Here is a 16,219-nt window from a genome sequence, read left to right as displayed (position 1 = left end):
ACTGCTACTATTGCAATTTCAGATGAGCAGGGCAAGCAATATCAAAAGGGCGGCTGCGGCGCAAAAGGAGGCGGCTTCCCGGCTGCCGGCGTTGTTCAGGCTGCTGCATCCCGGGGCGAAATCGACAAGCGTGTGGGAAAAAGCGTCTTGACCGTGCCCCGCATCTTCATGTAGGAAGGGTTTATTCCTTATATCAAGATATCCTGATATAGGACGAAATAGATGGAAATAATAAAATATTGTAAGGCGTTAGCCGACGAAACCCGAGCCCGGCTGGTCAATGTTCTTCTTGAATACGAGTTGAACGTGGGCGAGATCGTGCAGGTCATGGCCATGGGCCAGTCGCGCATTTCGCGGCACCTCAAGATCCTGTCGGAATCCGGGCTGGTGGAGGTCAGGCGCGACGGGCTTTGGGCGTTCTACCGGGCCAGCGAGGAAGGGCCCGGCCGGACGTTCCTGGACGGCGTGCGCTCGCTGTTGTCCGAGGAGACCGACGCCTTGCGCGACCGCAACCGGGCCGAAAAGGTCATCCGGGAGCGGACTGCGGCCACCCGCAAGTTCTTCGACGACATCGCGCCGGAATGGGACCGCATGACCGCCGAGGTCCTGGGCGACCTCGACCTTGGACGCGAGATCCGCAAGCGGCTGCCCCGTTGCACCTGCGCGGCGGACATCGGCTGCGGCCCCGGCGATATGCTGGAGATTCTTTCCAAGACCGCCGAGACCGTCATCGGCGTGGACAACTCGCCCAGGATGCTTGAGCTGGCCGAGGAGCGGTTCTCCGGCGACGGCCGGATGAGCCTGCGCATCGGCGACCTGACGCACCTGCCCCTGCGCGACTGGGAGGCGGACTGCACGGTCATCTCCCTGGTCCTGCACCATCTGCCCCGCCCCCTGGACGCGCTCATCGAGGCGGGCCGCGTGCTCAAGATCGGCGGAAGGCTGATCATCGCCGAGTTCGACCAGCACGAGAACGAGCTCATGCGCAGCGAGTACGGCGACCGGCGGTTGGGCATCCCGCGCGAGAAGATGAGCGCATGGCTGGAACAGGCCCGGTTCGAAGTCCGGTCCGTCACGGAATTTTCCGTCAACATGGGCCTTGTCGTCGTTTTGTACGAGGCCGAGAAAAAATAAGAATATCACCTTAGAATCGGAGGAAATATGTCCAAGAATGTCCTGCCCGTCGACCCGACTTGCGAGAACAAGGTCGCTGATCCGTCCCAGGCCGAATGGGGCCGCATGGAAATGCAGTTGTCCGAGCGCGAGATGCCGGGCCTGATGTCCATCATCGAGAAATACGGCAAGGATAAACCCCTCAAGGGGTTGAAGGTCATGGGCTCTCTGCACATGACCATCCAGACCGCCATGCTCATCCAGACCCTCTATGAGCTGGGTGCCGACATCCGCTGGGCGTCCTGCAACATCTTTTCCACCCAGGACCACGCCGCAGCCGCCATCGCCGAGTCCGGCATGGCCAAGGTGTTCGCCTGGAAGGGCGAGACCCTGGAAGAGTACTGGTGGTGCACCGAGCAGGCCCTGACCTGGCCCGACGGCTCCGGCCCGGACCTGATCGTGGACGACGGCGGCGACGCCACCCTGCTCATCCACCAGGGCGTCAAGGTCGAGAAGGACCCGTCCCTGTGCGACAAGGAATACGACGTCCACGAGTTCCAGCTGATCATGGACCGGCTGGCCGCGTCCGTGAAGGCCAACCCGACCAAGTGGACCGAGATCGCCAAGAAGGTGCGCGGCGTGTCCGAGGAGACCACCACCGGCGTGCATCGCCTCTATGAGATGCAGCGCGCAGGCGAGTTGCTCTTCCCGGCCATCAACGTCAACGATTCCGTGACCAAGTCCAAGTTCGACAACCTGTACGGCTGCCGCGAGTCCCTGGCCGACGGCATCAAGCGCGCCACCGACGTCATGGTGGCGGGCAAGATCGCGGTCGTGGTCGGTTACGGCGATGTGGGCAAGGGCTGCGCCCAGTCCATGCGCGGCTTCGGCGCCCGTGTCCTGGTTACCGAGATCGATCCCATCTGCGCGCTTCAGGCCGCCATGGAAGGCTTCGAGGTCACCACTATGGACGACGCCGCCTCCCGCGGCGACATCTTCGTCACCTGCACCGGCAACTACCACGTGGTCACCGGCGAGCACATGGAGCAGATGAAGGACGAGGCCATCCTGTGCAACATCGGCCACTTCGACTCCGAGATCGAGATGATCTACCTGGAGAAGAACCCCAAGTGCGTGCGCAAGCAGGTCAAGCCCCAGGTGGACAAGTGGACCCTGGAATCCGGTCGTTCCATCATCATCCTGGCCGAAGGCCGTCTGGTGAACCTCGGCTGCGCCACCGGCCACCCGAGCTTCGTCATGTCCAACTCCTTCACCAACCAGGTGCTGGCCCAGCTCGACCTGGCCAAGAACGACTACGACCCCAAGGTCATGATCCTGCCCAAGAAGCTGGACGAGGAAGTGGCCCGGCTGCATCTCGCCCGCCTCGGCGTGAAGCTGGAAAAGCTGACCAAGGCCCAGGCCGACTACATCGGCGTGGACGTGGAAGGCCCCTTCAAGCCCGACCACTACCGCTACTAGCAACCGGCGGTATATCAAGCATTAAGAAATAATCGGATTCGTCCGAAAAAGAGGGGAGCCAAACGGCTCCCTTTTTTGTTACGGGAAAACGAATGCCTATGTCGAATGTGAAACCACTGCTCCTGGGTCCGGCCGCGTTGCTGCTGGCGGTACTCGTCTGCGTGCCCGCCCTGGGCGCGCCCGTGGACGGCGTGGAGGTGACCGTGCGCAACCATGAGGGGAGCTTCGTGGGCGCCAATCTCATCGACAACGACCCGGAGACGGCGTGGGTCGGCGGCGGCACGGGCGTGGGGCCGGGCAAGTGGATCGAGTTCACCTTCCCGGCCGATGTCCGGCTGGATTCCCTCAGGGTGGCCAACGGCCACCAGGGCAAGGGACGGTTCGACAAGTTCCGGCGTTTGACCAGGGGGGTCATTCTCTATCCCGACGAGACCCGCCAGAAGTTCACCCTCAAGCCCGTGTCCGGAGTGCAGACCATCCGGCTGGAGCCCAAGACGGTCAGGACCTTCCGGGTGATCATTACCGGCGTGGCCCCGGCTGCCGGGGACGAGGCCATGGGCAAGGCCAAGGTGGCCGTTTCCGAGATGACCGTGTTCGGCGAGATCGTCGGCGCGGCGGGAGCGGGAGCCGCCGGGGAAGCGAACCTGCCCGCAGAGGTGGAGACCGCTGCCGGGAAGCCGGACCCTGTGGCCCAGGCCACGCCGAAGCCGAAGGGCGAGAAGGTGCCCGGGCCCATTGCCAAGGCAAAGCCCGCAGTCAAACCGAAACCGGCAGCCAAGGCGGAGGCCGGTCGGACCGAACCTGCGGAGGCCGGGGAAACGGCCCCGAAGAAAGCCGCGCCGGTCGATAAGGCGGAACCTGTCAAGCCCGCGTCGAAGCCGGCGGCAAAGACCCCGCCCAAAAAAATTGCGGCCAAAAAAATTGCGGCCGAAAAGCCCGTGTCCAAAAAGTCTGCTGCCAAGCCCAAGCCCAAGGCCAAGGCCGGGAACACGGCGGCAGGGTCCGTCGCCTACCTGCGGCCGGTCACGGAAGTCCCTGCGGACAAGCCTTTGCAGGCGGGCGTGATCAGCCCCTGGCTCGACCTGGAACTGGTGGCCGGGATAAAGCGGTTCCTGTCCCATCTGACCACGCTCTCCGACAGTTTTCCCGACGTGCTCGCCTCGGCGATCCGGGAAAAGGAGCGCGGCGCGTTCCTCTCCCTCCAGGCCGAGACCCGGAAGAAGAAGGAGTTCAACAATCACCACATCGCCATGCTTGAACTCATCGGCCTGAATTTCGACAAGCCCGTGGAGTCCGGTGGCGCGGTGTCCACGCTGGTGCACGGTCCCTGCCGGTATTATGTGGGCGACCGGGGATACGAGTTCCAGGTCAATGCCTTGTTCACGCTGGTCAACGAGGGCGGAACGTGGCTGATCAGCGGCGTCAGGGACAAGTGACTTCCTGCGTTCCAACCCCCTCGGCCATACTTTCTATTGATATGTCGACCCCGGTTCGGGCGTCCTGAATTTGCGACCATTTGATGGAAGCGGTCCGGGAAAAGTTGTGCTATGAGTCGGCCATGCGTTTCAGCCTGATGCTTCTCATTCTCGGCTTCGCGGCACTGGCGGCCTGTCCGGCCCAGGCCCTGGACGTGGACGTCAAGGTGTCCAGCCAGAAGGTGGATTTCGGCCTGGAGTACGGGCCGGAGTATCTCCTGGACAACGACCCGACAACGGCCTGGGCCGTGGGCAAGGCGTCCTCGGGTGCGGGGCAGTGGATGGAGTTCTCCTTCGGTCTGCCCGTGAACGTGGTCAAGCTCGGCATTTACAACGGCCATCAGGGCGAAGGCCTGTTCGATCAGTTCCGCCGCATCCGCTCCGGCCGCATCATCTACCCCGACGGCACCGAAACCCGGTTCTGGCTGCGGGACGAGCCAGGCGAGCAGATCGTGGCCTGTCCCATCCAGCCCGTGAAGTCGCTGAGGATCGTGGTGGACGAGGTGTTCCCCAAGTCCGTGCCCGTGGCCCGCAAGAAGCTGGCCGTGTCCGAGGTCAAGTTCTACCTCACGCTCATGAACTCCCAGACCGACGGCGCGGCCATCGATGCCCACAACGCCGATATTTCCGGCCTGCCCCCGGCGGATCTGACCAGCGAGGTCCCCGAGGAGATCAAGGACCTGCTGCGGACCTTCTACGTCCGCCAGACGTCATTGGACGACGATTACTATCTGCTGTTCGCGCACCATGTGCGCGACAAGTTCGACTTCCAGTTCGAGGTGTTCAAGGAAATCCAGCGCCAGCGCGGGACCTTCAAGCGGCTGCGCACGGCCAGGGTGGACCCGGCCGGGCTGCGCTTCGACCTGATCTATCTGGACAGGGACCTGGCCGAGGTCCGGGTCTTCGGCTCCTATAACGTGAAGGTCGAGAACCTGGACAAGAACTTCGAGGATGACTCCGTGTTTGTGCTCATGAAGGGCGGGGAAGGGTGGCGGATACTGGAGTTGGACGAACAGGACTGATCTAATCGAAAGCTATCGATTCCGATAGCTTATATAATCCATACATCAATCAGGTCGTTCTCGTAGAATCCTTCGGATTCGGCGGGGATGCGGGCCAGCCCGTGGGCCTGGACAATGGTCCGCAGCAGTCCCGACTTGCCCAGCACGGGGTGGGCCGCGTCCGGTTTGCCGTCGCGCGTTTCCAGCCGGATGCGGACGTAGTCCTCCCGGCCCGGTTTGGACGGCAGGTTCCGCGAAAGGACTGCCTTGCGCACGGCGCGGCCGGTTTCGGAGAAGGCGTGGCCGTCGCCCTGGAGGTGGCGGACCAGGGGCAGGATGAGCACGTGCATGACCACCAGGGCGGAGGTCACCTGGCCGGGCAGGCCGAGGACGGGCTTGTTCCCGACGCGACCGAGAATGGTTGGCTTGCCGGGGCTGAGGGCCACGCCGTGGGCCAGGATTTCGGCCTTGTCCATGGACTCGATGGCCTGGACCGTGAGGTCGCGCACGCCGATGGAGCTGCCGCCGGAGAGGAGCACCAGGTCGTTTTCATCGATTGCCCGTTCCAGGGCCTCGGACAGGGAGGGCAGAACATCCTTGATGATGCCGTAGCGGGTCGGAACGCCGCCCGCCTGTTCGACCAGGGCGGCCAGGGTCAGGGAGTTGACGTCGCGCACCTGGCCGGGCCGGGGCGTCCCGGTCACTTCGATGAGTTCGTCGCCTGTGGACAGGATGCCCACGCGCGGCCTTCGCGTCAGCTCCACGGACTCGAAGCCCAGGGCGGCGGCCAGTCCGATTTCCTGGGGCCGCATGACAATCCCCTGGGCCAGGGCTGTCCTGCCCTCGCGGGCATCTTCGCCGCGCTGCATGACGTTTTCGCCGGGGGCCGCGCTCTTGCGGATTTCGATGGTGCTGCCCACGGTTTCCTCTTCCATGGCCTGGGTGTGCTCGACCATGACCACGGCGTCGGCGCCTTCGGGCAGGATGCCGCCCGTTGCGATGCGGGCGCACTCGCCGGGCTGCAGGGTGATGTCCGGCAGCCGGTCGATGGGCAGGGAGGCCACGCACTCCAGATACCCTGGATTGGATTCGCCGGCCCCGAACACGTCGCGGGCGTTGACCGCGAACCCGTCCATGCAGGATCGGTCGAGCAGGGGCCAGTCGTGGGACGCCGTCAGTCCTGCGGCCAGGACCCGGTCGCGGGCCAGAGCCAGGTCCACGGTTTCGGCCTCAAGGGAGGCGAACACCTTGAGGCGTTCCACGAACTCCTCGCGGCTGATGATGGTGAAAAATCCGTGATTCATGATGGTATCGGTTCCTGTTCCGATGAGGATACCTATGGCCCGGCCCATGGTTCAAGGGGTGCGCCATTGGTGCCGGTTTGGCACCGGTTATTTCCGGGACCTGACGAAATCCCCGATGGCCTTGTCGCTGGTTGAGACGTGCTCGTCGAGCCATTCGGCCAGGAAAAATGCGACGCCCTCGGGTTTGATGGGGTCGTTCCGCCGGTCGAGATTCCAGAGCATCCGGCAGCGCAGCAGCAGCTGTTCGTGCTGGGTCTTGTGTGCTTCGATGTCCGGGTAGCCGATGGAGCGCATGAAGTCTTCTTCCTCCGTGAAATGCCTGGTTGTGTAGGCTTCCAGGTCCTTGAAGGCCTTTTTCACGGCCTCCTTTCCCTGGCCGGAGAGGAGGGCCGAGTGCAGGGCCTCGGAGATGGCGAAGAGCTGCTTGTGCTGCGCGTCGATGGCGTCCAGCCCGACGCTGAGTCTTTCGGTCCATTGAGGATGCTCCATGCGGTCCCCCTAGTAGACGATTTCGGTGCCGATGCCGGACTTGGTGAACAGTTCGAGCAGGATGCAGTTTTCCACCCGGCCGTCGATGATGGCGGATTTCTCCACCCCGGCCACGGCCTCCAGGCAGCATTTGATCTTGGGGATCATGCCGCCCGTGACCACGCCGGACCGGATGGCTTCAAAGGCCTCCTTGGCGGTCAGCGAGGTGACCAGCTCCCCGTCGGCGTCAAGCAGTCCGGGCACGTCGGTCAGCAGGTACAACCGCTTGGCCTTCAGGGCGGTGGCCACGGCTCCCGCCACCGAGTCGGCGTTGATGTTGTAGGTGACCCCTTCCTCGTCCACGCCCACCGGGGCGATGACCGGGATGAAGCTGTCCCGCATGAGCGATTCCAGCAGCCGGGTGTTGACCGAGGTGACCTCGCCCACCTTGCCCAGGTCGATGATCTCGGGCGGGGCGTTGTCCTTTTCGATGGCCAGCTCCTTGGGCTCGGCAGTGATCAACCGCCCGTCCTTGCCGGACAGCCCCACGGCCTGGCCGCCGTTGAGGTTGATCAGGTTGACGATCTCCTTGTTGACCTTGCCCACCAGGACCATCTCCACCACGTCCATGGTGGCCTCGTCGGTGACCCTGTATCCCTCGCGGAAGTGGGACTCGATGTTCAGGGCGGTCAGCATCTTGCCGATCTGCGGGCCGCCCCCGTGCACGACCACCACGTTGATGCCGATGTATTTGAGCAGGATGACGTTCAGGGCAAAGGCGCGCTTGAGGTCCTCGTCGATCATGGCGTTGCCGCCGTACTTGATGACCAGGGTCTTGCCGAAGAACTCGGTGATGAAGGGCAGGGTCTCGATGATGGACTTGGCCTGCAGCTGGTACCGCTTCATGTCCCGCTTGCTGATGGATTCGTGTTTCATGTGTGCTCCTGGTTTCGGACACCGGGCCCGATGATGGCCGGGATTGTCCTTCAAAGGAGGGTTGAAGTCAATTCCCGATCGGTCGCAGGAGCCGTTGGCGGCAGGTAATTCCGACACTTTTCAGAGTGGAAAGGTATGTTTTTTGGGTTGGAACGGTTGCATTTCGTTGTCCGGACCTGTTAATTGTCCAGTGAGTCCAATAACTCATGACAGGACGGTAGGACGTGAAGATCAGTTTCAACAGAATGGAATGGGCCGGGTCCGTGGGGGATTTGGGTACGCTCCTGCCGCTGGCCTTCGGCATGATCATGATCAACGGGCTGTCCGCCACCGGGCTGTTCCTGACCATCGGGCTGATGTACATCCTGGCCGGTTCCTATTTCCGGGTGCCCATCGCGGTCCAGCCCATGAAGGTGGTGTCCGCCTACGGCATCGCCCTGGCGCTGACGCCCGGCGTGATCACCGGTTCGGGGATGCTCCTGGCGGCCCTGTTGCTCATTCTCGGGGCCACGGGCCTGGTCAACGTGGTGGCCAAGGTGGTCCCCCGGCCCGTCATCAGGGGCGTTCAGCTGGCAACCGGCGTGCTCCTGCTCTCCAAGGGCGCGTCCCTCATCGTGGGCAACAGCCCGTTCCAGGCCATGCGCGGCGGCGTCGAGCCGTATTTGTCCGTCCAGGCCCTGGGCCCGGTGCCCATGTCCGTGGTCACGGGCGTCCTGTTCGGGCTGGTCACCCTGTTCCTGCTCAAGAACCGTCGCTATCCGGCCGGGCTGGTGGTCGTGGTTTGCGGGGCGGCCTTCGGGGCGGCCCTGGGCGCGTGGCGCGAGCTGGCCTCGGCCTCCGTGGGGCTGCACCTGCCCGAAATCCTGCCGTTCGGCCTGCCCACGGGGGTGGACCTGACCTACGGCCTGTTCGCCCTGGTCCTGCCCCAGATTCCCATGACCATGGGCAACGCGGTCATCGCCAGCCGGGACCTGAGCTTCGAATATTTCGGCGAGGAAAGCCGCCGTGTCACGGACCGCGCCCTGTGCATCTCCATGGGGCTGGCCAACGTCTTTTCTTCCCTGGTGGGCGGCATGCCGGTCTGCCACGGCGCGGGCGGGCTGGCCGCGCATTACGCCTTCGGCGCGCGCACCGCCGGGTCCAACATCGTCATCGGCGGGTTTTTCCTGCTCCTGGCCGTGCTGCTGGGGCCGGGGTCCGCAGGTGCGCTGCACCTGCTGCCCATGGGCGTGCTCGGCGTGCTGCTGTTCTTCTCCGGCATCCAGCTGGCCCTGACCATCCAGGACGTGGAGTCCCGCTCCCACCTGTTCGTCATCGTGGTCATGCTCGGCATCACCCTGGCCGCCAACCTGGCCTGGGCGTTCGGCGTTGGCCTCGTCCTGATGCATCTCATGAACAAGGGCCGGATCACGGTCTGATCCCCCGGTGCCGAAGTCCGGAACGCAATAACCCGCTTGTTTTTTTTATCCCGGCAGGTACAATGGTGCTGAGTGAATTTAAAAAATTGAATTTGGAGGAATTTCATGGGCAAGCTCATCAAGGAACAAGAAGAAAAGGGACGCCTGCATATTGACACCCCGCTGATGGGCGAGTCCCTGGTCGGCAAGGCGCTGCTCCGTCGGACCGAGTCGGCCGAATATTTTCGCATGCAGCCGGACGTCAACGTGCTCAAGATCGGGGGGCAGTCCATCATGGACCGGGGGGCCAAAGCCCTGTTCCCCATTCTCGAGGAGCTGGTCAAGGCCAAGGAGAAGCACAAGATCCTTCTCATGTGCGGCGGCGGCACCCGGGCCCGGCACGTGTACAACATCGGCGTCGATCTGGGCATGCCCACCGGCGTCCTGTCCAAGCTCGGCGACAAGGTGTCGGCCCAGAACGCGGAGATGCTGTCCGTGCTCCTGGCCAAGCACGGCGGTGCCATGATCGGCCACGGCGCGCACCTGGAACAGTTGCACATGTACTGCCAGCTCGGCTACATCCCCATCACCACCGGTATCCCGCCCTACGGGTTTTTCGAGCACCCGGCGGAGCTGGGCTCCATTCCGCCCCACCGCACGGACTCGGGCGCGTGCCTCCTGGCCGAAAATATCGGTGCCAAGTCCCTGATCTATCTCAAGGACGAGAAGGGCATGTACGAGAACGATCCCAAGAAGGGCGACCGGAAGACCATGAAGTTCTTCGACAAGATTCACGTGGACGAACTCATCGAGATGGACCTGGAAGACCTCATCGTGGAGCGGCCCGTCCTGACCTTCCTCAAGAACGCCAAGACGCTCAAGTCCTTCCAGATCATCGACGTCCTGCGCCACCCCGAACACCTCCACGCCGCCCTGGAAGGCGAGCATGTGGGCACCATCATCTACAAGGATTAGACGGAATCGACAAAACGCGAAAAAGGCCGGGAGCATGATGCTCCCGGCCTTTTTTGCGTGCGTTGCGCGGCTATTCCTTGCCGCCGCCCTTGCCTTCGCCGTCGCGTTCCAGGAGAACGACCTCGGCACCGGTGGACTTGGCGATTTCATCGAGTTCGCATTTGCGGATGCGCTTGACGTAAATCTTGAGGTCTCCGCCCTGCACACCGACAACGCGGTAACGGGGCTTCTTGTCTCCCTTGTCGGAACGCCGTCTTTCCCTGACAAAAATCTTCATATCGTCCTCCTTGGCTTGAGCCTTGATGGATATTGGTCTATAGTGTTTATATATCCATCAAGCACATAGAGTCAAGAAGGAAATAGTACGATGTCGAAGAAAGTCGGCGGCGAGAAGCGTCAACGGTATATGCAGCCTTCCCTTTTGATGGCCCTGCGCGAGGGGCCGAACTACGGATACCCTTTGATCAGCGCCATCAGCGAGTACGGGTTCTTGAGCGGGGACGCGCCTCCGGGCATGGTCTACCGCCATCTGCGGCAGATGGACGAGGAGGGACTGGTGACCTCGAGTTGGGACAATGAGGGCGACGGCCCGGCAAAGCGGGTCTATTCCATCACCCCGGAGGGCGAGGAAGTGCTGGAGATGTGGATTCAGCACATGGAGCAGCAGCGGGACAGGCTCGACGCCTTTATTGCGTTCTACCGGAGAGGGTAGACGCCGGTTTGTCCCGGCGCGCCTTGTCCTTGTGTTTGCCCCTTTTGGAATGGGCGGGAGCCCAGACGCCGTGTTCCACGTTCCTGACCTGCAGTACGGGTTTGCCGTCCCACAGGGAGGGGCGGATCCAGACCGCGTTTGTCACCACGTCGCCCGGCAGGGGCACCAACGGGTCGCGGTCCACGGAGACCACGGACACGCCGATGTCGTTCAGGTCGTGAACGTGCATGTCGGCGGGGAGGTCCCGCAGCCGTCCGAATTCGATGAACCGTCCGCACCAGCCGAGTCGGGTCAGGCCCACGGCGGCCAGGGCGCCGATGATGCCGTCGTTGGTGCCGCCCAGGCCGTACAACTGAATTGAACGGGCCGTTTCCATGGCCTCTTTCTGGGTCAACCGGTGGCCGGTGGCCTTTTGCCCGAATTCGACCATGGCGGGGACGACGTCGGCTTCTGCGGCCAGGCACAGGCCGGGGTCGCTGCCGGGCGCGCAGTGGGCTTCAAGGTGTTTGACGGCCAGGTCGCGCAGCATGTCGGGGGAGCAGTCGTCGTCCATGTCGATGATTGCGCAGGCCGAGCTGTTGTTGGAGGTGAAGGGTATTTCTTCCAGCCGCGGCAGCTGGTGCCGGACGATGCCCGCCAGGGTGTACCCCTCGGGCAGTTGGCAGCCGAATTCGCGCACCAGCCGTCCGGTCCCCATGGCCGAGTCGTGGTCGTCGGTGTCGTCAAATCCCAGGAAAATACGCATAAACCCCTCCCTTCGTACGGTCCGGAACAATCTCACAGAGGACTTCCGGGTACAAGGGGAAAGTACCTGCCATCAATGTGGCACAGGGGTCAGGCAAGCACGAGGCGGTAGAGCGCCCGCTCGTAGCAGCGGGAGAGAATGACGGCCGTCCCGTGGGTCATGCCCAGGGTGCGCAGCCGGCAATAGAGGTGCAGCGGGTTGAGCCTGTGCTGCAATCGGTTTCGAATACCTGTCATGCCTTTCTTATCGGCGTGGACATTCGGGAGTATTAGGCTCGGGCCGGGTGTTTCGGGTGGCGAACAGGGCCAGACCGAGGAGGGCCGCAGCGCAGGCCAGCCCGCCGAGGAAGACGGCCCCCATGCCGAACAGGGCGTAGATGCCGCCCATGACCAACGGGGCCACGGTCTGGGCCAGGCGCAGGAGCAGCCCGTTGGCGGCCATGAACGCGCCGCGCTGTTCCATGGGCGCCAGCGAGGTCAGCATGGTCATGATGGTCGGGATGTTCAACCCCTGGGCCAGGCCGAAGCAGATCACGGGCGGGATCACCTGCCACATGCCGGGCGCATGCGGCATGAGCAGCATGGCCAGCCCGTAGAGCACGGCCGCTGTGCCCAGCAGCGCCTTTTGCCCGAAACATTCGGCCAGCCTGCCGAGCTGGAACGAGGCCAGGCCGGAGAAGCCCGAGGCCACGAGGAAGATCATGCCGATGGACGCGGGCGAGGCGTGGAATCGGAGGTCGAGCAGCAGCGGCAGGTAGGTGACGATGGGGCCGTAGAGGATGACGAAGGTCAGCAGGGTGGTGGCGAACAGGGAGAGCGCCTGCCGGGTTTTCATCTGGGTCAGCGCGGTGGAGAGATATTGCTTGAAGCTGCCGGAAATCCGGGGTTCCGGCGTGTCCATGGCCGTGGAGATGGCCAGTCCCAGCGGGATGGCCACGAGCGGCAGGAGAAAGGGCCAGTTCCAGCCGAGCAGGGCCAGGAAACCGCCCAGGGCCGGAAAGCCCGCCGTGCCCATGGCCAGGACCGAGGAATTGTAGCCCATGGCCTGGCCGCGTTCGCGGCCTTCGTACAGATCGCCGATCATGGTCCCGTAGAGCACGCCCAGCGGGGCCGCGCCCACGCCCTGGCAGAAGCGGAGGACCAGCAGTTGGGTGACGGATTGGGCGAAGAAGCAGGCGAATCCGAAGCCGCCGAACAGGAACAGGGACGGCACCAGCACCACCTTGCGCCCCAGCCGATCGGCCAGGATGCCCACCAGGGGCGCCAGCAGCACGCCGGGCAGGGTGAAGACCGCGATGGTCAGGCCGATGGTGGCCGGGGTGAAGGACAGCCCCTCCATGATATCCGGCAGGGCCGGGATGATGGAGGACACGCCGAGCACGGCCATCAGGGTTACGCCGAAGATGAATTGCAGATTCTTGTCGAGATAAAGTCTTCGCATCTAGATGGCCGCGTCCAGCAGCATGTTGTCCCGGTGGATCGCTTCGTCGGACGGAATGGGGCCGAGGATGGCGGCCAGCTCGTCGGTGTGCCTGCCCTTGATGCGGCACAGCTCGTCGGCCGAAAAATTGGATATGCCGACACCCAGCTCCTCGCCTTCCAGGGTCCTGATGAAGACCAGGGCCCCGCGCTCGAAGCAGCCGTCCACCCCGGCGATGCCGATGGGCAGGAGCGATTTGCCCTTGCGCAGCAGTGCGCCCGCAGCGCCTTTGTCCACCCGGATGGAACCGGCCGGGTCGTCGTGGTAGGCGAGCCAGAATTTCTTGCTCGACACCGCGTTCTTGCGCGGCAGGATCAGGGTGCCCCGGGTCTTGCTTTCGAGGGCGGCCAGGATGTCGAAGTCGCCCTTGCCGGACACGATGAAGGTCGGCACGCCCAACTGGGAGGCGCGGCGCGCGGCCCGGAGCTTGGAGTACATGCCGCCGGTGCCCACCGAGGTCTTGCCGTCGCACAGGGATTCGATGTCCAGGTCGCAGATGTTGTCGATGGTCGGCATGGGCTTGGCGTCCGGGCTGCTGTCCGGGTTCCTGTCGAACACGCCGTCCGCAGAGGTCAGGCTGACGAACAGGTCGGCTCCGGTCAGCCCCACGCACATGGCCCCGAGGGTGTCGTTGTCGCCGAACTCCAGTTCGCGGGTGGAGACGGTGTCGTTCTCGTTGACGATGGGGATGACGCCCCATTCCAGGAGGCGTTCCATGGTGGTGCGCGCGTTGAGGAACCGTTCCCGGTCCTTGAGGCCGCTGCGGGTGAGCAGCATCTGGGCCGTGACCACGCCGTGCCTGGCAAAGGCCTCGTCGTAGTCGTGCATGAGACGTCCCTGGCCCACGGCGGAAGCGGCCTGGCGCGAGGCCATGTCGGCAGGATTCTGCGTCTGCCGCGTGCGTTCGAAGATGCGCTGGCGGCCTGCGGCCACTGCGCCGGAAGAGACCAGGATTACGTCCACGGACCGGTCCCGCAGCCCGCAGAGCTGGTCCGCGAGCCGGTTGATGGCCGTACTGTCGAGCCCGTCCCCGGTGGTGATGACGGCACTCCCGACCTTGACCACCACACGTTTGAGCGAGGCGAGAACGGACTGCCGATTGATCGCATGATTCGTCATGGGGCGCACAGTACAGCACTCCGGGCGGGGGTGGCAAGGCATGACTTCGGGCTGGCCGCCGATATCCCGTTTCCGGGACCTGCGGGGGCGGCGGACCACCTGATCCGCACTCGGGAGTGAAGCGGACGGCTAGTCGGTCTGCTCGGCGGCTTCGGCCTGGTTCATGACTTCCAACTGCTTCCACATTTCGGCCAGCAGGGCATCCACGCCTTCGCCGGTGAGGGCGGAAATGAAGAACACGGTTTCGCCGGAGGCGGCCACCTTGGCCTTCAAGTCCGCCAGGTCCTCTTCGGTCAGGGTGTCGATCTTGTTGATGACCTTGATCTGGGGCTTCTCGGCCATTTCCTCGTTGTACTCGGTCAGTTCCTGGTTGAGCATGGCGTAGCCGTCCACGGGGTTGTCGCGGTTGACGTCCTCGGCGGCCAGGATGTGGACCAGGAAGCGGGTGCGTTCCACGTGCTTGAGGAACTGGATGCCCAGGCCGCGCCCCTCGTGGGCTCCTTCGATGAGGCCGGGGATGTCGGCTATGACCAGCCGCTGGAAATGTTCGTTCTCGATGACCCCGAGGTTGGGCACCAGGGTGGTGAAGGGGTAGGCCGCGATCTTGGGCCGGGCTGCGGACACCTGGGCAATGAAGGTGGACTTGCCCGCCGAGGGCAGGCCGAGCAGTCCCACGTCGGCCAGGATCTTCAGCTCCAGGCGGATATGCTTCTCTTCACCGGGGAAACCGGGCTCGGCATAGCGGGGGGTGCGGTTGACGGACGACTTGAAATGCAGGTTGCCCCGGCCGCCCTTGCCGCCCTGGCAGACGACGATTTCGGTTCCGTCGCCGGTCAGGTCCGCGATGAGTTCCTCGCTGGTCGAGCCGTCTTCGTTCTCGGTGATCCCGAAGACGAGCGTGCCCACGGGCAGATCGACGATCAGGTCCTCGGCGGCCCTGCCGTACCGGTCACGGCCCATTCCGGCCTGACCGTTTTTGGCTGCGTACTTGCGCTTGAGGCGGAAGTCGTACAGGGACATCAGCCGCGAGGAACCACGGAAGATGACGTCGCCGCCCTTGCCGCCGTCGCCGCCGTCCGGGCCGCCCTTGGGCAGGTTGGCCGCGCGCCTGAGGCTCGCACAGCCGTTGCCGCCGTTGCCGGAGATGACCTTGATGGTCGCTTCATCCACGAATTTCATATCAGTTCCTTAACCCGGATTAGCCCGAAAGCGCCAGACGCCGGTCCGGAAGAGTCTCCAAACCGGGCGTTTCGCGAATCAGAACGCAAAAAACGGGCAGGGAGCAGCATAACTGCTCCCTGCCCGGCGCAAAAGTTTTACCTGCGAGAACTAGGCCTCGGCGGGAAGTACGTTCACGCGGGTCTTGACGACCTTCTTGCGTGTGTACTTCTCGAACTGGACAACGCCGTCCACCAGGGCGAACAGGGTGTAGTCCTTGCCCATGCCGACGCCTTCGCCGGGATGAAATTTGGTGCCGAGCTGACGCACGAGGATGTTGCCGGCAGCCACTTCCTGGCCGCCGAAACGCTTCACGCCACGCCTTTGTCCGGCGCTGTCGCGACCGTTCCTGGAACTACCACCAGCTTTCTTATGAGCCATGTTATCCTCCCTTCCAGGCCGCTAGGCCTTGATGGACTTGACTTTCAGTTGGGTATAATCCTGGCGGTGACCCTGGGTCTTGCGGGCGTCCTTCTTGGACAGCTTGTGGAAGACCACGACCTTTTCGCCACGAGTGTGGCCCAGGACTTCGCAATCAACCTTGGCACCCTTGACGTAGGGCTCGCCGATCTTGGTGTCGCCGTCCTGGTCAACCAGGAGAACGGAATCGATGCTCAGGCTTTTGCCTGCATCGGCCTTGATCAGATCTACATTGAATTCAAGACCTTCTTCAACGCGGTACTGTTTTCCGCCGGTCTCGATAATAGCAAACATATTGTCAACCTCCAATTCGTAAGAGGAGGCAACCTAGCCGCAACCTATGTGAGAAGTCAAGTCCCGGAACGGTTTTTTTTGCTA

At 63.5% G+C, this 16,219-nt stretch carries 18 protein-coding genes; 7 read left to right on the top strand and 11 right to left on the bottom strand.

What is annotated here, in order from left to right; translation table 11 throughout:
* The first annotated feature begins 222 nt into the window (after positions 1-222).
* From OO730_RS05700 to OO730_RS05685, 4 genes are all read left to right on the top strand, one after another.
* Positions 223-1,134, top strand: coding sequence for an ArsR/SmtB family transcription factor (locus OO730_RS05700; RefSeq protein ID WP_264983622.1), 912 nt, complete (start codon positions 223-225; stop codon positions 1,132-1,134).
* Positions 1,135-1,161: 27 nt separating this feature from the next.
* Positions 1,162-2,592 (top strand): adenosylhomocysteinase, encoded by a 1,431-nt coding sequence (gene ahcY, locus OO730_RS05695; protein WP_264983621.1) that lies wholly within the window; start codon positions 1,162-1,164, stop codon positions 2,590-2,592.
* Positions 2,593-2,684: 92 nt separating this feature from the next.
* Positions 2,685-4,028 (top strand): NADase-type glycan-binding domain-containing protein, encoded by a 1,344-nt coding sequence (locus OO730_RS05690; RefSeq protein WP_264983620.1) that lies wholly within the window; start codon positions 2,685-2,687, stop codon positions 4,026-4,028.
* Positions 4,029-4,150: 122 nt separating this feature from the next.
* On the top strand, positions 4,151-5,089 hold the full coding sequence (locus OO730_RS05685) for a discoidin domain-containing protein (RefSeq protein ID WP_264983619.1): 939 nt from the start codon (positions 4,151-4,153) through the stop codon (positions 5,087-5,089).
* 29 nt (positions 5,090-5,118) lie between these two features.
* Here OO730_RS05685 and OO730_RS05680 read toward each other — a convergent pair whose 3' ends face one another.
* The 3 genes from OO730_RS05680 to argB form a co-directional block, all read right to left on the bottom strand.
* Positions 5,119-6,372 carry a molybdopterin molybdotransferase MoeA gene (locus tag OO730_RS05680; protein WP_264983618.1) on the bottom strand — a complete coding sequence of 418 codons (1,254 nt, stop codon included), beginning with the start codon at positions 6,370-6,372 and terminating at the stop codon, positions 5,119-5,121.
* A gap of 87 nt (positions 6,373-6,459) precedes the next feature.
* Positions 6,460-6,861: a bacteriohemerythrin gene (locus tag OO730_RS05675; protein WP_264983617.1), complete on the bottom strand. Its 402-nt coding sequence runs from the start codon at positions 6,859-6,861 to the stop codon at positions 6,460-6,462.
* A 9-nt stretch (positions 6,862-6,870) separates the two neighbouring features.
* The gene (gene argB, locus OO730_RS05670; protein ID WP_407681919.1) at positions 6,871-7,746 is read right to left on the bottom strand and encodes an acetylglutamate kinase; all 876 of its coding nucleotides are present in this window, start codon (positions 7,744-7,746) and stop codon (positions 6,871-6,873) included.
* 254 nt (positions 7,747-8,000) lie between these two features.
* Between argB and OO730_RS05665 the strand changes: the two genes are divergently transcribed.
* Both OO730_RS05665 and OO730_RS05660 read left to right on the top strand, forming a co-directional pair.
* A complete protein-coding gene (locus tag OO730_RS05665; protein WP_264983615.1) occupies positions 8,001-9,194 on the top strand; it encodes a putative sulfate/molybdate transporter in 1,194 nt (397 codons plus the stop codon).
* Between the two features lie 105 nt (positions 9,195-9,299).
* On the top strand, positions 9,300-10,148 hold the full coding sequence (locus OO730_RS05660; protein WP_264983614.1) for an amino acid kinase family protein: 849 nt from the start codon (positions 9,300-9,302) through the stop codon (positions 10,146-10,148).
* Positions 10,149-10,218: 70 nt separating this feature from the next.
* On the opposite strand, the gene OO730_RS05655 is transcribed toward OO730_RS05660, so the two are convergent.
* On the bottom strand, positions 10,219-10,425 hold the full coding sequence (locus OO730_RS05655) for a hypothetical protein (RefSeq protein ID WP_264983613.1): 207 nt from the start codon (positions 10,423-10,425) through the stop codon (positions 10,219-10,221).
* Positions 10,426-10,515: 90 nt separating this feature from the next.
* Between OO730_RS05655 and OO730_RS05650 the strand changes: the two genes are divergently transcribed.
* Positions 10,516-10,860, top strand: coding sequence for a helix-turn-helix transcriptional regulator (locus OO730_RS05650; RefSeq protein WP_264983612.1), 345 nt, complete (start codon positions 10,516-10,518; stop codon positions 10,858-10,860).
* Here OO730_RS05650 and OO730_RS05645 read toward each other — a convergent pair.
* The 7 genes from OO730_RS05645 to rplU all read right to left on the bottom strand — a co-directional run bounded on the left by OO730_RS05645 (position 10,835) and on the right by rplU (position 16,135).
* Positions 10,835-11,605 (bottom strand): hypothetical protein, encoded by a 771-nt coding sequence (locus OO730_RS05645; protein WP_264983611.1) that lies wholly within the window; start codon positions 11,603-11,605, stop codon positions 10,835-10,837. The genes OO730_RS05650 and OO730_RS05645 overlap by 26 nt on opposite strands.
* A gap of 89 nt (positions 11,606-11,694) precedes the next feature.
* Positions 11,695-11,841 (bottom strand): hypothetical protein, encoded by a 147-nt coding sequence (locus OO730_RS05640; RefSeq protein ID WP_264983610.1) that lies wholly within the window; start codon positions 11,839-11,841, stop codon positions 11,695-11,697.
* A 7-nt stretch (positions 11,842-11,848) separates the two neighbouring features.
* Positions 11,849-13,045: an MFS transporter gene (locus OO730_RS05635; protein WP_264983609.1), complete on the bottom strand. Its 1,197-nt coding sequence runs from the start codon at positions 13,043-13,045 to the stop codon at positions 11,849-11,851.
* Positions 13,046-14,203 (bottom strand): glutamate 5-kinase, encoded by a 1,158-nt coding sequence (proB, locus tag OO730_RS05630; RefSeq protein WP_264983608.1) that lies wholly within the window; start codon positions 14,201-14,203, stop codon positions 13,046-13,048.
* 129 nt (positions 14,204-14,332) lie between these two features.
* On the bottom strand, positions 14,333-15,382 hold the full coding sequence (gene obgE, locus OO730_RS05625) for a GTPase ObgE (RefSeq protein ID WP_264983607.1): 1,050 nt from the start codon (positions 15,380-15,382) through the stop codon (positions 14,333-14,335).
* A gap of 150 nt (positions 15,383-15,532) precedes the next feature.
* Positions 15,533-15,802 (bottom strand): 50S ribosomal protein L27, encoded by a 270-nt coding sequence (gene rpmA, locus OO730_RS05620; protein WP_264983605.1) that lies wholly within the window; start codon positions 15,800-15,802, stop codon positions 15,533-15,535.
* Positions 15,803-15,823: 21 nt separating this feature from the next.
* On the bottom strand, positions 15,824-16,135 hold the full coding sequence (rplU, locus tag OO730_RS05615) for a 50S ribosomal protein L21 (RefSeq protein WP_264983604.1): 312 nt from the start codon (positions 16,133-16,135) through the stop codon (positions 15,824-15,826).
* Between the last annotated feature and the right edge of the window lie 84 nt (positions 16,136-16,219).

The organism is Pseudodesulfovibrio portus (assembly GCF_026000375.1).
Lineage (GTDB): Bacteria > Desulfobacterota > Desulfovibrionia > Desulfovibrionales > Desulfovibrionaceae > Pseudodesulfovibrio > Pseudodesulfovibrio portus.
Note: the sequence above shows the minus strand (reverse complement) of the source record. Positions and strands in the feature narration are given on the sequence as shown.

What these genes read in the sequence shown, in the direction of transcription:
- OO730_RS05700 (WP_264983622.1), top strand. Translation starts at nt 223, where the DNA reads ATGGAAATAATAAAATATTGTAAGGCGTTAGCCGACGAAACCCGAGCC.
- ahcY (WP_264983621.1), top strand. Translation starts at nt 1,162, where the DNA reads ATGTCCAAGAATGTCCTGCCCGTCGACCCGACTTGCGAGAACAAGGTC.
- OO730_RS05690 (WP_264983620.1), top strand. Translation starts at nt 2,685, where the DNA reads ATGCCTATGTCGAATGTGAAACCACTGCTCCTGGGTCCGGCCGCGTTG.
- OO730_RS05685 (WP_264983619.1), top strand. Translation starts at nt 4,151, where the DNA reads ATGCGTTTCAGCCTGATGCTTCTCATTCTCGGCTTCGCGGCACTGGCG.
- OO730_RS05680 (WP_264983618.1), bottom strand. Translation starts at nt 6,372, where the DNA reads ATGAATCACGGATTTTTCACCATCATCAGCCGCGAGGAGTTCGTGGAA.
- OO730_RS05675 (WP_264983617.1), bottom strand. Translation starts at nt 6,861, where the DNA reads ATGGAGCATCCTCAATGGACCGAAAGACTCAGCGTCGGGCTGGACGCC.
- argB (WP_407681919.1), bottom strand. Translation starts at nt 7,746, where the DNA reads ATGAAGCGGTACCAGCTGCAGGCCAAGTCCATCATCGAGACCCTGCCC.
- OO730_RS05660 (WP_264983614.1), top strand. Translation starts at nt 9,300, where the DNA reads ATGGGCAAGCTCATCAAGGAACAAGAAGAAAAGGGACGCCTGCATATT.
- OO730_RS05655 (WP_264983613.1), bottom strand. Translation starts at nt 10,425, where the DNA reads ATGAAGATTTTTGTCAGGGAAAGACGGCGTTCCGACAAGGGAGACAAG.
- OO730_RS05650 (WP_264983612.1), top strand. Translation starts at nt 10,516, where the DNA reads ATGTCGAAGAAAGTCGGCGGCGAGAAGCGTCAACGGTATATGCAGCCT.
- OO730_RS05645 (WP_264983611.1), bottom strand. Translation starts at nt 11,605, where the DNA reads ATGCGTATTTTCCTGGGATTTGACGACACCGACGACCACGACTCGGCC.
- OO730_RS05640 (WP_264983610.1), bottom strand. Translation starts at nt 11,841, where the DNA reads ATGACAGGTATTCGAAACCGATTGCAGCACAGGCTCAACCCGCTGCAC.
- OO730_RS05635 (WP_264983609.1), bottom strand. Translation starts at nt 13,045, where the DNA reads ATGCGAAGACTTTATCTCGACAAGAATCTGCAATTCATCTTCGGCGTA.
- proB (WP_264983608.1), bottom strand. Translation starts at nt 14,203, where the DNA reads ATGACGAATCATGCGATCAATCGGCAGTCCGTTCTCGCCTCGCTCAAA.
- obgE (WP_264983607.1), bottom strand. Translation starts at nt 15,382, where the DNA reads ATGAAATTCGTGGATGAAGCGACCATCAAGGTCATCTCCGGCAACGGC.
- rpmA (WP_264983605.1), bottom strand. Translation starts at nt 15,802, where the DNA reads ATGGCTCATAAGAAAGCTGGTGGTAGTTCCAGGAACGGTCGCGACAGC.
- rplU (WP_264983604.1), bottom strand. Translation starts at nt 16,135, where the DNA reads ATGTTTGCTATTATCGAGACCGGCGGAAAACAGTACCGCGTTGAAGAA.